This is a genomic window from Paraburkholderia sp. MM5482-R2 (genome assembly GCF_050436125.1).
Lineage (GTDB): Bacteria > Pseudomonadota > Gammaproteobacteria > Burkholderiales > Burkholderiaceae > Paraburkholderia > Paraburkholderia tuberum.
This window is the reverse complement of the sequence record NZ_JBNDLP010000003.1, coordinates 2,299,063-2,313,835: the sequence shown is the minus strand read 5'-3', so window position 1 is coordinate 2,313,835 and position 14,773 is coordinate 2,299,063. Positions and strand designations below refer to the sequence as shown.

Here is a 14,773-nt window from a genome sequence, read left to right as displayed (position 1 = left end):
GCTGTATCGCCGTCGCACGCTCGTTCGCACGTACGCGTGCAGCACCCGCTGGTGCTCAGGCGGGGTGACGGCCGAGGCGGAATTCGAGCGAGCTGTCCTCGCCGAACGCGCTCGTCTGCACGACCGACAAACCCTGCGCGCCCAACGCGCTCAACCACGTCTGATAGGCGCCTTCGAGAAATGCCGGCGTCCAGGCGAGCGCCGATTCGCCGAAGGCGGGCAGCGGCGCGCAATAGTGAATGATGCGCAGCGACTCCGCCTCATCGGCGAGCGCGACGTAACCCCAATCCATCTGATGCCAGTAAGAATTCAACACCTGCTCGAGCTCGGCCGTCGATGCGCAGGCGGGCAGCGGATACGCGAGCGCGAAACGGCTGCCGACGCGATGCATCAGCTGGCGCAGCTCGTCGTGTCCGATTTGCGCTTCGAACTCGCTCGCCAGCGCGCTCAGCATGCCGCGCCATTGCGGCGAGATTTGGCGTTCGAGCAGATAGTTGAGGATTGGGACCATGTTTTCCGGAAGTGGTCGCGGCCCGTTGCACATTGCGGCCGTGACAGCCATTGAGCATTGGAGTCGTCGGCAATCGGGCGCCGACTACGTCATTTCTACCGGGTTGTCTAGGGTGTCCGGCACACATTGCAAGCAGTCTACTTAAGACACAGGCTTTTAGCCACTTTCCATTGCTCGGCTTATACGGTAATAAGCGCGCAATCGAGCCACATGAATTGCGTAATTTTTGCTGCTTAAAAGAAATTGAAAGGTTAATCTTCGCCTGGCGTGCGAAAAGGCTTGCGGAACCATAGGTGTATTAGCCGGCAATCCGGCCTGCTTTGAGCTTTAGTCTTTTAATCATGCATTCGGCGGATGGTGAGTCGCGCGAAAGATCGGCGCGGCGTCGTTCGGCACGCAGGCGCCGAATTTATACGTCGTGTTACGTTAGCCATAAATGTTTATCGAACGTTTGCCGATAACTACTGGCGGAGTGACCGGAAACCCTGATCAACCATCTATGTCTGCCATCCCGACGCAGCACCTGCCCGAGCCAAGCATGCGTGAGCGCTTTCACCGGCGCTCGCTCGACCATCAGCGGCCGCTTTCCCTCGTGACGATGGGCTTCACGGTGGTTGCGTTCCTGTGCATGGTAACGGCGCGCGAACTGGTCGGCGCACCGGCCGGGCCGCTCGCGTACCGGCTGCTATGCGCGCTCCTGCTCGCGCTGCTGGTGCTGGCGATCCCGCGCGCGAAGTCGACGGCGCTGTTCGGCGCGATCGGCGTCGCGTACGAACTGGTGCTGATCGCCGGGCTCGTGCTGAATGCGAAGGGCCTCGCGCATCCGTTGCCGTGGCTATTGCCCGCATTCGTGGTGATACCGATCTGCGCGGCGCCGCTATGGCTCACGCCCGCGCATTTCGTCACCGGCAGCGTGGTCTTCTACGCGGCGGCCATCGCGCTGCTGCGCGGCAAAGCTCATGCGCCCGAGGTCGACGCGGCCGTGTGGACGTGGCTCATCGCGATCGGTGCGCCGACGGCGGTGGTATTCCATTTCGGCTTCTACCGTTTCCGGCGCAATCACTTTCTGCTCGAGAGCCAGCTCGCGCAACTCGCGGCGACCGATCCGCTGACCGGCCTGCAAAATCGCCGCTCGTTCGTCAAGCACGCGGAGGGACGCCTCGAGACGCTGGCGCCAGGGGCGCAGATCAGCGCGATCTTTCTCGACATCGACAGCTTCAAGTCGCTCAACGACCGCTTCGGTCATGCGGTCGGCGACCATGCGCTGTTCCAGGTCGCGCAGGTGCTGAAGGACGCGGTTGCGCTCTACCCAAGCGTGAGCCGCATCGGCGGCGAGGAATTCGCGCTGCTGCTCGACGATGATCTCACCGGCGCGCTGCAGATCGCCGAGCGGCTGCGTCTCGACATCGCCGCGATCGAACGGCCGGACGGCCACCTGACCGCGAGCTTCGGCGTCGCCGAGCATCGGCGCGGCGAAAGCTTCATGATGCTGCTCGATCGCGCGGACGAAGCGTTGTTGCGCGCGAAGCAGACGGGGCGCAACCGTGTCTGCGCGGAACGCGCGCTGCCGTTCGACGCGCTGCAGTCATCGTTCGGCGATCCGAGCGCCGACCCGGCGCGTTACCGCTGGGAAGACTTCTATCTGATCTCGCACTTTCAGCCGCTCTACAGCCTATCGCATCAGAAGCAGGTCGGCTTCGAGGCGCTGCTGCGCGGAGAGCATGGCGACGGCACGCTGGTGCCGCCGGTCGTGATGTTCGCGCCGAAGCCGTCGAGCGACGAAGGCGCGCTCGACCGCGCGAGCCACGCGGTGCATCTCGGCAACGCGCGTCGCGCGCTGCCCGGCGACGCGTGGCTGTTCCTGAACATCCTGCCGTCCACCTTCGTCGCCGAAGGCTACGCCGACCAGTTGACGAAGATCGTGCGCGCCGCAGGGCTCGAACCCGAGCGCGTGATTCTGGAGATTCTCGAATCGCATGGCGGCAGCGTCGACGAGATGTCGCGCGCGGCGGCGCGCTATCGCCAGCACGGCTTCCTGATCGCAGTCGACGACTTCGGCGCGGGCCAGTCGAATCTCGACCGGCTGCTGCGGATCCGGCCGGACCTCGTCAAGCTCGACGGCGAGCTGATCCGCGCGACCACGTACGGCACGCAGCAGCCGATCCTGCCGAAACTCGTGTCGCTGCTGCACCAGGCGGGGATGCTGGTGGTCGTCGAAGGCGTCGAGACGGCCGACGAGCTGATTCTCGCGGTCGAGTCGAATGTCGATTTCGCGCAGGGCTATCTGCTAGGGCGGCCCGCGGCAGAGATCGCGCCGCCCGACTCGGTGCATCGCCAGATCGACGATGCGTTCGACGTGATCGCGCAGGGCCGTGCGCATCAGCATGCGTTGTTCGAATCCGAAATGGAGCCGTACCGGCTCGAACTGCGGCGCGCGGCCGACGGCTTGCGCGCCGGCGCCATGATGGACGACGCGTTCGCGCTGCTCGCCACCTTCAAGCGTTGCATCAGCTGTTTCATCCTCGACGACACCGGCCGCCAGATCGGTCACGAGGTGCGCGGGCCGGCGTGGTGCGAGGACGCGGCGTCGCTGCAGCCGGTCGCGAATCCGCGCGATGCGCGCTGGGATCATCGGCCGTACTTCCGCAATGCGGTGCTGCTGCCCGGCGAGGCGGTCACCAGTAATCCTTATCTGTCGCTCGCGAGCGGGCGGCCGTGCATCGCAGTGACACTTGCCGTGCAGCTGGCGAGCGGGCGCTGTGTGATGGGGGTCGAGCTGGATTGGTCGGCGCGAGGCTTGCCTTGGCCGGCGGGCGAGTAGGGGAAGTGAAAGGCTTTCGCTTCAATACCCGACTTTGACCTGCGGCGCGCTCGCCGCCAGGTTCTTGTACGACGCGGCGAGGTCCGCGGCCGCGCGGCTCAGCAAGCCGGTGTCCGTGCCGACCGCGACGAAGGTCGCGCCCGCCGCCAGATATCCGGCCGCCAGCGCGGGATCAGGGGCGAGCACGCCCGCAGCCTTGCCAGCGGTGCGCACGGTGTCGATGCCGTGGCGAATCGCGTCGCGCACGCGCGCGTCGCCCGGCTTGCCGAGCAATCCCATCGACGCGCTCAGATCCGACGGCCCGAAAAACACGCCATCGACGCCATCCACATGCGCGATCTCCACGAGATTGTCGAGGCTCTGCACGGTCTCCGCCTGCACGATCACGCACAGTTCGTCGGCGGCGGTGTCCAGATAGTCGGACACGCGATTCCAGCGCGACGCACGCGCGAGCGCGCTGCCGACGCCGCGAATGCCTTGTGGCGGATAACGCGTGGCCCCGACCGCATCGAGCGCTTGCGCGGCCGTGTCGATCATTGGCAGCAGCAGCGTTTGCGCGCCGATGTCGAGCAACTGCTTGATCAGCGCGGCGTCGCTGCGTACCGGCCGCACGACCGGATGCGACGGATACGCGGCGACCGCCTGCAATTGCGACAGCGTGCTGCGTACGTCGTTCGGTGCGTGCTCGTTGTCGATCAGTAGCCAGTCGAAGCCGGCGGTGGCGAGCAGCTCGGTCACGTAGGCGTCGGCGAGCGCGGCCCACAGGCCGAACTGCGGTCTGCCTTCGGCGAGCGCGCGCTTGAAGGGGTTGTTCGGCAAGGACATATTGATGCGTTCAGATGAAATTCAAACCGATGCCGCCGAGCGGGCCATAGTCGATGTGGAACGTGTCGCCCGCGCGGGCGGGAACCGGGCTCGTGAACGAGCCGCTCAGGATCACGTCGCCCGCATTCAACGATTCGTCATGCGGAGCAATTTTGTTGGCGAGCCACGCGACGCCGGTGGCCGGATGGTTGAGCACCGCCGCCGCGAGCCCGCTTTCCTCGACCGCGCCGTTCCTGTACAGCAGCGCGCCGACCCAGCGCAGGTCGACGTCGAGCGGACGCACCGGCCGGCCGCCGAGCACGACGCCCGCGTTCGCGGCGAAGTCGGAGATCGTGTCATGCACCTTGCGCGGCGCGCGTGTTTCGCGATCGAACTGCTCGATGCGCGCGTCGATGATTTCGACGGCCGGGCTCACGTACGCGGTCGCGTCGAGCACAGTGAACAGTGTGACGCCGGGGCCCTTCAGCGGTTTGTTCAGCACGAACGCGAGTTCCACTTCGACGCGCGGCGCGATGAAGCGATCCACGCGAATGTCCTGGCCACTTTCGATGAACATGCTGTCGAGCAGGGGCGCATAGTCCGGTTCGTCGATCTGCGACGAGCGCTGCATCGCGCGCGACGTCAGGCCGATCTTCCTGCCCTTGATTACGTGGCCTTCGGCGAGTTTCAGCTTGACCCACTCGCGTTGTATCGCGTAGCCGTCCTGTACGGTCATCTCTGGATACTGCGCGGAAAAATGGCGCAGCTGCGTGCGGGTCTTTTCCGCGTGATCGAGTTGCGCGGCGAGGTCGCGAATGGTTTGTTCGTCTAGCATGCTGATGTCAGCCCTTGAACCGCGCGTGCAGATTGTTGTGCTTCCAGGTGCCCGCTTCGCTGAACTCGTTGATTTCGAGCGACAACGCGAGCCCCTGCCGTTCGAACTCAGTGGCGAAGCGCTGCTTGATCAGCGCGAACAGCGCGTCGCCGGTCGCCTTCTTGACGGCCTCCGGGCGGCCCGCGCCGATCTTCAGATTCGCGTGCAGGAACGCGTCGCCGGGCCGCCCATCGGCGATGCAGTACTGGTCGCAGCGCAGCGCGCGCACGCGGATGCCGCCGAGCGGATAGACGCGCTCGCCGTTATCGCGCTGCGCGTCGAGGCACTGCGCGAGGTCTTTGCATAGTTCGCCGAGGCGTTGCGCGTCCGCGAGGTTGGCGCTGTATTCGAGTGTCAAGTGAGGCATGGCGATTCCTTCGCGAGTGTCAGACGGGTAGCGGCGTGACCGGGAAGATCGCGTTGATCTGGCCGGTGCCCGAACTGCCGAAATAAGGCGTGACGACTTCGACCTTGCCGTCGTAACGATCCCAGCCGAGCGCACCGAGCAGCATCGCGGTATCGTGCATGCCGCCTTCGCCCCAACATTTCTCGTTGTAGAGCGGCAGCATGTCGCAGAAGGTCTTCCAGTCGCCGGCTTCCCACATGCGCACCACGCTGCGATCCATCTGTTCGAGGAACGGGCTCCAGACTTTGTGCATGAACTGCTCGGCGGTGCCGTTGTTCGCGAAGTGATGCGACAGCGAGCCGCTCGCGAGAATGGCCACGGTACCGTCGTAGCGTTCTTCGATGGCCTTGCGTACCGCGAGGCCGAAACGCGCGCTGGTCACGAGGTCGTGCCACATGCACCAGCCCGCCACCGACACCGCCTTGAAGTGCTGATCGCCGTTCATATAGCGCATCGGCACCAGCGTGCCGTATTCGAGCTCGAGCGTGGTCTCGCTGTGCGCGCGGCTTTTCACGCCCATCTCGTTGGCGACGTCCGCGATCAGCTGACCAAGCCCGACATTGCCCGGATACGCGTACGGCATGTTCCTGATGAAATGCGGCAGCTCGTTGCTCGTGTACACGCCTTCGAACTTCGGCGCGCAATTGATGTGGTATTCGCTATTCACTAGCCAGTGCACGTCGAACACGACGATCGTATCGACGCCAAGTTCGCGGCAGCGTCGGCCGATTTCATGGTGTCCGTCGATCGCGGCCTGACGGCAACCCTTGTGCGGACCGTCGAGCTCGGATAAATACAACGACGGCACATGTGTAACTTTTGCTGCCAACGCGAGTTTGCCCATCGCGGTCTCCAGTGTCGAGCGGAGTTAGAGCGTCAGCTCTTACTCCGGTCCCATGCTTTAGCAATTTCGTTGGACGTCGCGATCAAATGCCCCAGCGCGGAATATGATGCGAGCCGAGCGACACGCAGACGTTCTTCGGTTCGAGGAACACTTCATAACTCCACGTCCCGCCTTCACGGCCGACACCCGACGCCTTCGTGCCGCCGAACGGCTGGCGCAGATCGCGCACGTTCTGGCTGTTCACGAAGCACATGCCGGCTTCGACGGCGGCCGCCACGCGCAACGCGCGGCCCGTGTTCTCGGTCCAGATATAGCTCGACAGACCATACGAAATGTCGTTGGCGAGACGGATCGCCTCGGCTTCATCGTCGAACGGAATCAGGCACGCGACCGGTCCGAAGATCTCTTCCTGCGCGATGCGCATACGGTTGTCGACGTCGACGAACACGGTCGGCGCGACAAAATTGCCGTGACGCAAGGCGTCGGGCAACTCGGGCGTATCGAGCCCGCCGCACGCAAGCGTGGCACCTTCCTTCGGGCCGAGCTCGATATAGCTGCGCACTTTGGCGAGATGCCCCTGGCTGATCATCGGGCCGACGATCGTACTGTCCGCGAGCGGATCGCCAACCGTCAGACGCTTCGCGCGCTCGACGAAGCGCTCGGCAAACCGCGCGTAAATGGAGCGCTGCACGAGAATGCGCGAGCCCGCGGTGCAGCGCTCGCCATTGTTCGAGAAGATCATGAACACCGCGGCGTCGAGCGCGCGTTCGAAGTCGGCGTCGTCGAAGATCACGAACGGCGACTTGCCGCCAAGCTCCATCGAGAACTTCTTCAGGCCTGCGGTTTGCACGATGCGATTGCCGGTCGCGGTCGACCCGGTGAACGACACCGCGCGCACGTCGCGATGCGCAACGAGTGGCTCGCCCGCTTCCTTGCCATAGCCGTGCACGACGTTCAGCACGCCCGCCGGGACGCCCGCTTCGAGCGCGAGCTTGCCGAGCATCGAAGCGGTCAGCGGCGACAGCTCGCTCATCTTCAGCACAGCGGTGTTGCCGAACGCGAGGCAGGGCGCCACCTTCCAGGTGGCCGTCATGAACGGCACGTTCCACGGCGAGATTAGCGCGCACACGCCGACCGGATGAAACAGCGTGTAGTTCAGATGCGAGTCGGTCGGGTACGTGTGGCCGTCGACGCGCGTGCACATCTCGGCGAAATAGCTGAAGTTGTCGGCCGCGCGCGGCACCAGTTGCTTGCGCGTCTGCGAGATCGTCTGGCCGGTGTCCTTCGTTTCGGTCTCCGAGATTTCCGGCACGTGCTTCGTGATCAGCTCGCCGAGTTTGCGAATCAGCTTCGCGCGTTCCGCGGCGGGTTTCGCGGCCCAGGCGGGGAAGGCGCCTTTGGCCGCTTGCACGGCCGCATCGATCTCCTTCGCGCCGCCGCGTGCGACCTCGGCGAGCACTTCCTGGGTGGCCGGATTGACGGTTTCGAAATAGTCGCTCGAGGTGCACGCCTCGCCGTTGATCAGATGGTCGATCGGCATCGCCTTGTCCTTTCGCTGTTCGGTGGGTTTTTGCTATCCGTCAGGCGCGGCCGAAGTCCGCGTCCGAGGCGATCGTGTTGACGAGACGGCCGAGGCCGTCGATTTCGCAGACGACTTCGTCGCCCGTGTTGACGTTGACGATGCCTTCGGGCGTGCCGGTCAGGATCACGTCGCCGGGCGCGAGCGTCATGAAGCCGCTCAGGTATTCGATCAGTGCGCGGATGCCCGTGACGAGATCGCGCGTATTGCCGCATTGCTGACGCGTGCCGTTGACGAACGTGCGCAGCTCGAGCTGCGTGACGTCGGTGATGTCCGCGGCGTCGACGAACCAGGGGCCGAGCACCGTGCCGCCGTCGCGATTCTTCACGCGCAGATTCGGGCGATAGTAGTTTTCGAGGTAGTCGCGAATCGCGTAGTCGTTCGCGATCATGTAGCCCGCCACGTGCTGCATGGCGTCTTCACGCGCGACGTTTTGTGCGGTTCGCCCGATCACGACCGCGAGCTCGCACTCGTAGTGCATGAACGTGACATCGGCGGGGCGACGCGTGACACCGCGATGGCCGAGCACCGTGCCGGGCCCCTTCAGAAACACCAGCGCTTCTTCCTGTTTGCTGAACTGCAATTCCTTCGCGTGCTCGGCGTAGTTCAGGCCGAGCGCGAAGATCGTGCCGACTTCGATCGGCGCAAGCCAGACCACTTCGTCCTCGCGACGCACGCGGCCGTCGGCGAGGCGGACACCCTGCTCGTGCGGATACGCTTCGTGAATCGCTCCCGCATAGGCGACGCGGCCGCGCATCATGACGGTTCTCCGTTGTGTTGATCCATGCCGATGAACGATATGGTCAAGGGCGGCAGCGTGCCGATCGACAGCGTGGCCGTATCGCCGACATGTGCGACCGGCGAGCCGTGCCGGACGCCGAGCGTGAGCACGTCGCCCGCGTTCAGCGTCATGAAATCGGTGACGTCGGCGAGCAATTGCGCGACGTTGCGCACCGAGGTTGCGGTGCTTGCCGTGAACGGTTCGGCGCGGTTCAGCGAGACGGCGATGTCGAGCCGATCCGGTGCCGCGACGTGGCGCGCGGCGACGAGCGCCGGTCCGATCACGCAGAAGCCGTCGCATGCGCGCAGTCGCACGTTCGGGCGATACACGTTGTTATGCGGCACGCTCAGATCGCCGACCAGCGTATAGCCGGCGATGTAGTCCGCCGCGCGCTCGACGCCGACGCGCGTCGCGGTACGGCCGATCACGATGCCGAGTGACGCGCCGACCTCGACGCCGAGCGTGTTATCCGGCACGACCACGCGCGCCCGATGCCCGGCCAGCGTGTTGCGCGGCTTTAGATACAGAATCGGCGCTTTCGGCGGTGCCTTGTACGGTGCCGCATGCACTGCGTCGCCCAGCGCGTTCAAGGCGGCGCGATCGTTCAGCAGGGCGCCGTACACGGCGCCGCTGACCGGCGCGCGACACACAACGCCGCGTGCCAGCAACGCGGCCGCGGTGTGCGCGTCCACGTCGCGAGGCAGCGCGTCGCCTTCGGGATGCAGCAGATGATCGGCAAGGGCAAACATAAATGCGCAGCCTCGTGGCGAAAGTTTTGCGAAAACACTAAGATGTTAGTAGTATCCCGCTTGATATCATCGACGGTCAATAGGCTGCCGGTTGATCGCGGGTTTTCCCGTAAGCTTCGACAGCTGTTTTTTTCTGATTCCTTGCCGCCATGTCCGCTGCGTCCACCCGAGTTTTGCACCGCAATTTGCCAATGCTGTTGTTACGCGCCCGCGAAAAAATGATGGAGCGTTTTCGTCCGTTGATCACCGCGCATGGACTCACCGAGCAGCAATGGCGCGTGATTCGCGCGCTCAACGAGCACGGCCCGATGGAGCCGCGCCACATCTCCGACATCTGCACGATTTCGAGCCCGAGCATGGCCGGCGTGCTCGCGCGCATGGAGAGCATGGAACTCGTGACGAAAGAACGTTTCGCGGAGGATCAGCGGCGCGTGCTCGTGTCGCTGACCGATACGAGCGTCGAACTGGTGCGCGTGATTTCGAAGGATCTCGAGGCGCACTATCGCGAGCTCGAGCGCAAGGTGGGACCGGAGATCGTCGAGCGCGTGTATCGCGCGGTCGACGATCTGTTGGCGGGGTTGTCGGAAGAGGATGAGTGACCGACGTTTCGCGGCAGGTTTGGGGCTATCTACTCTCTCAGGAGACGCTTCACTTCATCGAGAAATGAGGCGGTCGTGTGACCCCACGGTTCGGGATCAACGTAGAGGCCATAGATTTCCTCAAAATATCCGTCCAGGTTGGCGGAATGGTCGCTTTCAAAACGATCGATTTCATCCACGACTAACTTATGAAGGGTCTTGTCGCTCTCTTTTTTGAAGCACGTGACAATTTCCTGTACGTCGTTGCCCCATAAATCGAAATCTTCATTGAAATAGCCATGAATCAGAAAATCCAGATTCGGGTAAGGTGATTCGTCTTTCACATGCTTCTCGACTATATGTTCGCCAAAGCGGCTGCCTGGTTTTGCTTCATGTTGCATCGGCCTGAACCGGCCCATCGCGAACTTGGACGCCGGCATTGCCGTGCATGTTTGAAGCCGCCGACCTACCAGCCGTAAAATCGCTGCCATTCGACGCTGCTGCCGTCCGGCGCAACCGCGTGATACTCGGGGAACTGCGCGCCGGTCGCACAAGCGTGGTTCGGCAGGATGCGCAGTTTCATACCGATCGGAAAGCGCTGCGCGATGTCGTCGGTCCGTGCATCGGCTCGCGCATCGGCCGGAACCGCCGCAAGAATCCCATGCTCCTGATTGGCGCCGCTCACGACATAGTCCGGCAGCAACGTGCCATTGAGCAAACACGGCTGCCCATAGCCGAAATCGTGCGACTGCCGCGACGTACCGCGATCACGGCTTAACGCCATCCAGCCCGCGTCGAGAATCGCCCAGCCTTTGTCTTCCTGATGACCGATCACGGTCGTGAGTACGCTAAGCGCGATGTCGTCGAGCGTGCAAACGCCCACGTTGTGCATGACCAGATCGAACAGCACGTAGACGCCGGCCCGCACCTCGGTGACGCCTTCGAGATGCCGCGCGGCGAGTGCGGTCGGCGTCGAACCGACGCTGACGGCCGGACACGCGATGCCCGCCTCGCGCAACCGTTCGGCGGCGCGCACGCAGCCCGCGCGCTCCTGCTCCGCGAGCGCGGCGAGCGCCTCAGGCGTATTCAACTCGTAGCTCGAACCCGCATGGGTCATCACGCCGCCGACCTTCACGCCGTTCTCGTGCAGAATCCGCCCGACGTCGAGCAGCGTCTGCTGTTCGGGCTGGATGCCCGAGCGATGTCCGTCCGTATCGACCTCGATCCAGACCTCGAACGTTTCGCCGTGCTGGTCGCCGAACGCGGCGATCGCCGTGGCGGCGGTCGGATTGTCGACCACGAGCTTCAGTTCGCAGCCCTGGCGGCGCAGCGCGAGCGCGCGCGGCAGCTTCGACGGAACCATGCTGACGGCGTACAGGATGTCGTCGACGCCGGCCGCGAAGAACGCTTCCGCTTCCTTCAGCGTCGACACCGTAATGCCGCGCGCGCCGGCGGCGATCTGCGCGCGCACGACGTCGATGCACTTGGTGGTCTTCACGTGTGGCCGGAACGCGACGCCGAGCGCATTCATCCGCCCCTGCATCCGCGCGATGTTCTTCTGCATCCGCGCGACGTCGATCAGCGCGGCCGGGGTTTCGATCTGTTCGAGTTTCATGTTTGCACCTGAGGAGCGAGGTGAGGTCGGAGATTCAGTGACGACGATCGCGGCCAAAGCCTGCGAGCCACGGCACCAGCCCATCGAGCGATGCCGCTTCGACCTCGGGCGCCTGCGCTCCCGTGACGAGCGGCAGGCCGACGTGGTTGTGCCAGTAGGTCCGCAAACCGACGGCCGCGGTGCCGAACATGTCGTAGCTCGAGCCGGCGACGAACGCGGCGCGGCGCGGCTCGACGCCGAGCTTGTCGAGCGCGAGGCGGTACGGTTGCGGGTCCGGCTTGTAGACGCCGGCTTCCTCGGCGGTCACGATCGCGTCCCAGCGCACGGGCAAGAGCGCGGCCGCCTGCGAGCCGAGCCGCGTCGAGCAATTGGTGACGACCGCGAGCTTGCAGTGCGGCGCGAGCGCGCGCAACGCACCGAGCGCGCCGGGCCACGGCGTCAGGTTCAGCCAGTTCGCCTCGAGCGCGTTCGCGGCCGATTCGGACAAACCGACTTGCGTGGCGGCTTCGCGCACCAGTTGTTCGTAGGGAACGTAGCGTCCGCAGCCGTATGTCAGACGCAGATAGGCGGCACGCCATGCGCGGCCCGCTTCGTCGGAGCCTGCCGCACGGTTCCATGAGGTCCACGAGTCGAGCAGGGCGGTTAGCAGGTCGAACAGGACCGCGTCGGGGTAGGCGGGGGGGGCGGTGGAATGGGCGGCGGCAGTCATGATTGCATGGGGCCGGCTGTTGAGGATGAGTCAATTATAGGTTTTCGATAGTACTTCAGCGTTCAGACAGGTTGACTGTTAGATTCAGATGGACTGAATCACCGCCGCCACGGTGGCAACGGCCTGAAGCGGCCTTGCAGATACTGCATGAAATGGCGCGTGCGCGCGGGCAGTCCCGCCCGCTGATGCGTGAGCGCGATCACGTTCGCGTCCGGCGCTTTCCAGCCCGGCAGCAGACGCACGAGTTTGCCCTTCGCAAGATCCTCGGCGACGTCCCATTCGGAGCGCAGAATCACGCCGCGTCCCTCGCAGGCCCATTGGCGGATCACGTCACCGTCGTTGCAACTCAGATGCGCGGACACGCGCACGCTGCGGCGCGTGCGGCCCTTGCTGAATGGCCACAGTGACACGTCCTCATTGTTTTCGCGCAGCACGATGCACGGCAGCCGGCTCAACGCATCCGGCGATTCGGGCTGGCCGATTCGCCTGACGAGCGCGGGCGCCGCGCAGACGAAGCGCGCGTTCGGCGCGATCGTATAGCCGACCAGGTTCGACGGCGGCAGCTCGCCGATATGCACGACGATATCGAAGCGATCGAGCGTTTCGGTCAACGGCCGGTCGGACAGCGTCAGCGCGACGTCGATGTCGGGGTTCTGCTGCTGGAACTCGCCGATCAGCGGCGCCAGATGGCGTCGTCCGAAACCGAGCGGCGCGTTGATCTTCAGCGTGCCGACGAGGCCGCCGCGGCGCGTTTGCAGATCGTCGAACAGCGCGTCGAACTGCTCGATCAGTTCGGCGCCGCGCTCGCACAGCAGCAGGCCTTCGTCGGTGAATTGCAGGCGGCGCGCGCTGCGGTTCACGAGCTGCATGCCGAGCTTCTTTTCGAGTTGCTGCAGGCGCTGCGTGACCGCCGACGGCGACAGCGCGAGTCGGCGCGCGGCGGCGATCAGGCTGCCGCTCGCGCGCAGCGTGAGCAGGAAGCGGATATCGGCCGAATCGTTCATGGATGCGAGGTGGGTGCAATGGCGGGAGCGGGGAATCTCGCAGCATAATGCGTCCCGGATCGATCACAGGGTAAAGTGGCGCTTCCAGTCTATTGATCCAATCATTGGAAGAGAAGTCCCATGCCGTTGCCTCATGAGTCGTCCGCGTACGACGCCACGCCCAATACTCCGCTGAAACAGGCGGTTTTTCTGCACACGGGCTGGCGCAGCGCGGGCACGTGGGTGTGGTCGCGGCTGCGCGAACACGAGCGCGCGGCCGGTTTTTACGAGCCGCTCAGCAATGTGCTCGCCGATCTCAAACCCGCCGACGTGCCCGCCTCGCGGCCGACCTTGACCTCGGGGCACCCGCCGCTCGCCGCACCCTACTTCGACGAATACCGCCCGTTTTTGCGCGAAGATGCGCGCGGCGTGACGGGTTACGACCGGCGCTTCAGCATCGATCGCTTTACGCGCGATCCCGATGCGACATTCCCGTCACTGCAGGCCTATCTGCGTGCGCTGAGCGAGCACACGATCGAGCAGGGCCGCGTGCCCGTCCTCAAGTTTTGCCGCACGGGCGGTCGTCTGCCGTGGCTGAAGCGCGCGTTTGCCGAGGCGCTGCACGTGGGCGTGCTGCGTAATCCCGCATCGCAGTTCGCATCGGGTTGGATGCTGCGGCAGCAGTGGAGCAATGCATTCTTTGTCGCCGCGCCGTTTCGCGTGCTCGGTCTGAATCAGATGGACCCGCTGGTGCGCGAAGCGATCGGCGTGTGCGGCGTACGCCTGCCGCCGCTACCGTCGATGCCCGATGACGCGTATGCCGTCGCCTGCGAGCAATTCGCGCGCACGGTGGACAGCGACAACGCGTATCGCGCGTTCATTGCGTTGTGGATCCTCTGCGCACTGCGCATGGGCGAGGGCGTCGATTTGCTGATCGATATGGAGCGGCTCGGCGAGTCGCGCGACTACGCGGCCGGTCTGCGCGCCGCGTTCGACGCGCAATGCGGCTTGTCGCCCGACTTCGCGAGCGCGCGCGATCTGGTCGAGGAAACGCGCCGCGGCGCGGCGCGTATGACGGGCATCGACGGCGGCGCGTTGCGCGCCGTGCATTCCGCCGCGCTTAAATTTCTGAAGGCGCAGGCGGGCATCGACGCGGCCTTCGTCGAGGTGGTGCGCCAGAAGATGGTGCTGGCCAACGAGTTGACCGAAACATGGCGCTAGCCGCGCGAGTCCAGCGCCGCGCGGCGCATTCCCGTGGCTAGCCCGCCGCCGATTCCGCCGCGCGCAGCCCGAGCAGATAGCTGTCCACGCCGAAACCGCAAATCTGTCCTTTGACCAGAGCGGCACGCCCGCCTCGGCCGCGAGCGCGGCGGCCGCCGGCGACGGGTCGACGATCGCCGACAGCGTGCACGCGTCGCTTTGCTGCGCGACCGCCAGATGGGCGCGGCCGATGTACCCCGCGCCGGCGACGGCGATCCGGGTGCGGTTCATGAGCGGGTTCCCTGAAAGTCCTGATCAA

General features: G+C 64.8%; 15 protein-coding genes and 2 pseudogenes. 3 read left to right on the top strand and 14 right to left on the bottom strand.

Features of this window, described 5'->3' with window-relative positions:
• Window positions 1–55 precede the first annotated feature (55 nt).
• Complete coding sequence (gene bcsD, locus OKW37_RS32635; protein ID WP_090806351.1) at window positions 56–511, bottom strand: cellulose biosynthesis protein BcsD; 456 nt, start codon at window positions 509–511, stop codon at window positions 56–58.
• 499 nt (window positions 512–1,010) lie between these two features.
• On the opposite strand from bcsD, the gene OKW37_RS32630 reads away from it, so the two are divergent.
• The gene (locus OKW37_RS32630; RefSeq protein WP_429403393.1) at window positions 1,011–3,332 is read left to right on the top strand and encodes an EAL domain-containing protein; all 2,322 of its coding nucleotides are present in this window, start codon (window positions 1,011–1,013) and stop codon (window positions 3,330–3,332) included.
• Window positions 3,333–3,353: 21 nt separating this feature from the next.
• Here OKW37_RS32630 and hpaI read toward each other — a convergent pair whose 3' ends face one another.
• The 7 genes from hpaI to OKW37_RS32595 all read right to left on the bottom strand — a co-directional run bounded on the left by hpaI (window position 3,354) and on the right by OKW37_RS32595 (window position 9,369).
• Complete coding sequence (hpaI, locus tag OKW37_RS32625) at window positions 3,354–4,157, bottom strand: 4-hydroxy-2-oxoheptanedioate aldolase (RefSeq protein ID WP_429403392.1); 804 nt, start codon at window positions 4,155–4,157, stop codon at window positions 3,354–3,356.
• A 10-nt stretch (window positions 4,158–4,167) separates the two neighbouring features.
• Window positions 4,168–4,971 (bottom strand): 2-oxo-hept-4-ene-1,7-dioate hydratase, encoded by an 804-nt coding sequence (gene hpaH / locus OKW37_RS32620; RefSeq protein ID WP_429403391.1) that lies wholly within the window; start codon window positions 4,969–4,971, stop codon window positions 4,168–4,170.
• A gap of 7 nt (window positions 4,972–4,978) precedes the next feature.
• Complete coding sequence (locus tag OKW37_RS32615; RefSeq protein ID WP_429403390.1) at window positions 4,979–5,377, bottom strand: 5-carboxymethyl-2-hydroxymuconate Delta-isomerase; 399 nt, start codon at window positions 5,375–5,377, stop codon at window positions 4,979–4,981.
• A 19-nt stretch (window positions 5,378–5,396) separates the two neighbouring features.
• A complete protein-coding gene (gene hpaD, locus OKW37_RS32610; protein ID WP_429403389.1) occupies window positions 5,397–6,260 on the bottom strand; it encodes a 3,4-dihydroxyphenylacetate 2,3-dioxygenase in 864 nt (287 codons plus the stop codon).
• Window positions 6,261–6,342: 82 nt separating this feature from the next.
• Window positions 6,343–7,800, bottom strand: a complete 1,458-nt coding sequence (gene hpaE, locus OKW37_RS32605) for a 5-carboxymethyl-2-hydroxymuconate semialdehyde dehydrogenase (protein WP_429403388.1) — start codon at window positions 7,798–7,800, stop codon at window positions 6,343–6,345.
• A gap of 40 nt (window positions 7,801–7,840) precedes the next feature.
• A complete protein-coding gene (locus OKW37_RS32600) occupies window positions 7,841–8,599 on the bottom strand; it encodes a fumarylacetoacetate hydrolase family protein (RefSeq protein ID WP_429403387.1) in 759 nt (252 codons plus the stop codon).
• On the bottom strand, window positions 8,596–9,369 hold the full coding sequence (locus tag OKW37_RS32595; protein WP_429403386.1) for a fumarylacetoacetate hydrolase family protein: 774 nt from the start codon (window positions 9,367–9,369) through the stop codon (window positions 8,596–8,598). Before OKW37_RS32595 ends, OKW37_RS32600 begins: the two co-directional genes overlap by 4 nt.
• Window positions 9,370–9,560: 191 nt before the next feature.
• Between OKW37_RS32595 and hpaR the strand changes: the two genes are divergently transcribed.
• On the top strand, window positions 9,561–9,968 hold the full coding sequence (gene hpaR / locus OKW37_RS32590; RefSeq protein WP_018424961.1) for a homoprotocatechuate degradation operon regulator HpaR: 408 nt from the start codon (window positions 9,561–9,563) through the stop codon (window positions 9,966–9,968).
• 29 nt (window positions 9,969–9,997) lie between these two features.
• On the opposite strand, the gene OKW37_RS32585 is transcribed toward hpaR, so the two are convergent.
• From OKW37_RS32585 to OKW37_RS32570, 4 genes are all read right to left on the bottom strand, one after another.
• Window positions 9,998–10,438, bottom strand: a complete 441-nt coding sequence (locus OKW37_RS32585; protein ID WP_429403385.1) for a contact-dependent growth inhibition system immunity protein — start codon at window positions 10,436–10,438, stop codon at window positions 9,998–10,000.
• Window positions 10,414–11,562 carry a DSD1 family PLP-dependent enzyme gene (locus OKW37_RS32580; protein ID WP_429403384.1) on the bottom strand — a complete coding sequence of 383 codons (1,149 nt, stop codon included), beginning with the start codon at window positions 11,560–11,562 and terminating at the stop codon, window positions 10,414–10,416. Before OKW37_RS32580 ends, OKW37_RS32585 begins: the two co-directional genes overlap by 25 nt.
• A 34-nt stretch (window positions 11,563–11,596) precedes the next feature.
• Window positions 11,597–12,271: an HAD-IA family hydrolase gene (locus OKW37_RS32575; protein ID WP_429403383.1), complete on the bottom strand. Its 675-nt coding sequence runs from the start codon at window positions 12,269–12,271 to the stop codon at window positions 11,597–11,599.
• Between the two features lie 98 nt (window positions 12,272–12,369).
• Window positions 12,370–13,275: a LysR substrate-binding domain-containing protein gene (locus tag OKW37_RS32570; RefSeq protein WP_184065174.1), complete on the bottom strand. Its 906-nt coding sequence runs from the start codon at window positions 13,273–13,275 to the stop codon at window positions 12,370–12,372.
• Between the two features lie 120 nt (window positions 13,276–13,395).
• Between OKW37_RS32570 and OKW37_RS32565 the strand changes: the two genes are divergently transcribed.
• Complete coding sequence (locus OKW37_RS32565) at window positions 13,396–14,475, top strand: hypothetical protein (protein WP_429403382.1); 1,080 nt, start codon at window positions 13,396–13,398, stop codon at window positions 14,473–14,475.
• Between the two features lie 37 nt (window positions 14,476–14,512).
• On the opposite strand, the pseudogene OKW37_RS32560 reads toward OKW37_RS32565, so the two are convergent.
• Together OKW37_RS32560 and OKW37_RS32555 are read right to left on the bottom strand one after the other, a co-directional pair.
• A pseudogene (locus OKW37_RS32560) lies at window positions 14,513–14,599 on the bottom strand (type II 3-dehydroquinate dehydratase); the annotation flags it as partial.
• Window positions 14,590–14,745 (bottom strand): annotated as a pseudogene (locus tag OKW37_RS32555) (Gfo/Idh/MocA family oxidoreductase); the annotation flags it as partial. The pseudogenes OKW37_RS32560 and OKW37_RS32555, both read right to left, overlap by 10 nt.
• Between the last annotated feature and the right edge of the window lie 28 nt (window positions 14,746–14,773).

Excerpts from the sequence above, each read along its gene's own strand:
- hpaE (WP_429403388.1), bottom strand. The coding sequence starts at position 7,800 with ATGCCGATCGACCATCTGATCAACGGCGAGGCGTGCACCTCGAGCGAC.
- OKW37_RS32615 (WP_429403390.1), bottom strand. The coding sequence starts at position 5,377 with ATGCCTCACTTGACACTCGAATACAGCGCCAACCTCGCGGACGCGCAA.
- bcsD (WP_090806351.1), bottom strand. The coding sequence starts at position 511 with ATGGTCCCAATCCTCAACTATCTGCTCGAACGCCAAATCTCGCCGCAA.
- OKW37_RS32570 (WP_184065174.1), bottom strand. The coding sequence starts at position 13,275 with ATGAACGATTCGGCCGATATCCGCTTCCTGCTCACGCTGCGCGCGAGC.
- OKW37_RS32565 (WP_429403382.1), top strand. The coding sequence starts at position 13,396 with ATGCCGTTGCCTCATGAGTCGTCCGCGTACGACGCCACGCCCAATACT.
- OKW37_RS32595 (WP_429403386.1), bottom strand. The coding sequence starts at position 9,369 with ATGTTTGCCCTTGCCGATCATCTGCTGCATCCCGAAGGCGACGCGCTG.
- hpaI (WP_429403392.1), bottom strand. The coding sequence starts at position 4,157 with ATGTCCTTGCCGAACAACCCCTTCAAGCGCGCGCTCGCCGAAGGCAGA.
- hpaR (WP_018424961.1), top strand. The coding sequence starts at position 9,561 with ATGCTGTTGTTACGCGCCCGCGAAAAAATGATGGAGCGTTTTCGTCCG.
- OKW37_RS32630 (WP_429403393.1), top strand. The coding sequence starts at position 1,011 with ATGTCTGCCATCCCGACGCAGCACCTGCCCGAGCCAAGCATGCGTGAG.
- OKW37_RS32600 (WP_429403387.1), bottom strand. The coding sequence starts at position 8,599 with ATGATGCGCGGCCGCGTCGCCTATGCGGGAGCGATTCACGAAGCGTAT.
- hpaD (WP_429403389.1), bottom strand. The coding sequence starts at position 6,260 with ATGGGCAAACTCGCGTTGGCAGCAAAAGTTACACATGTGCCGTCGTTG.
- OKW37_RS32580 (WP_429403384.1), bottom strand. The coding sequence starts at position 11,562 with ATGAAACTCGAACAGATCGAAACCCCGGCCGCGCTGATCGACGTCGCG.
- OKW37_RS32575 (WP_429403383.1), bottom strand. The coding sequence starts at position 12,271 with ATGACTGCCGCCGCCCATTCCACCGCCCCCCCCGCCTACCCCGACGCG.
- hpaH (WP_429403391.1), bottom strand. The coding sequence starts at position 4,971 with ATGCTAGACGAACAAACCATTCGCGACCTCGCCGCGCAACTCGATCAC.
- OKW37_RS32585 (WP_429403385.1), bottom strand. The coding sequence starts at position 10,438 with ATGGCAGCGATTTTACGGCTGGTAGGTCGGCGGCTTCAAACATGCACG.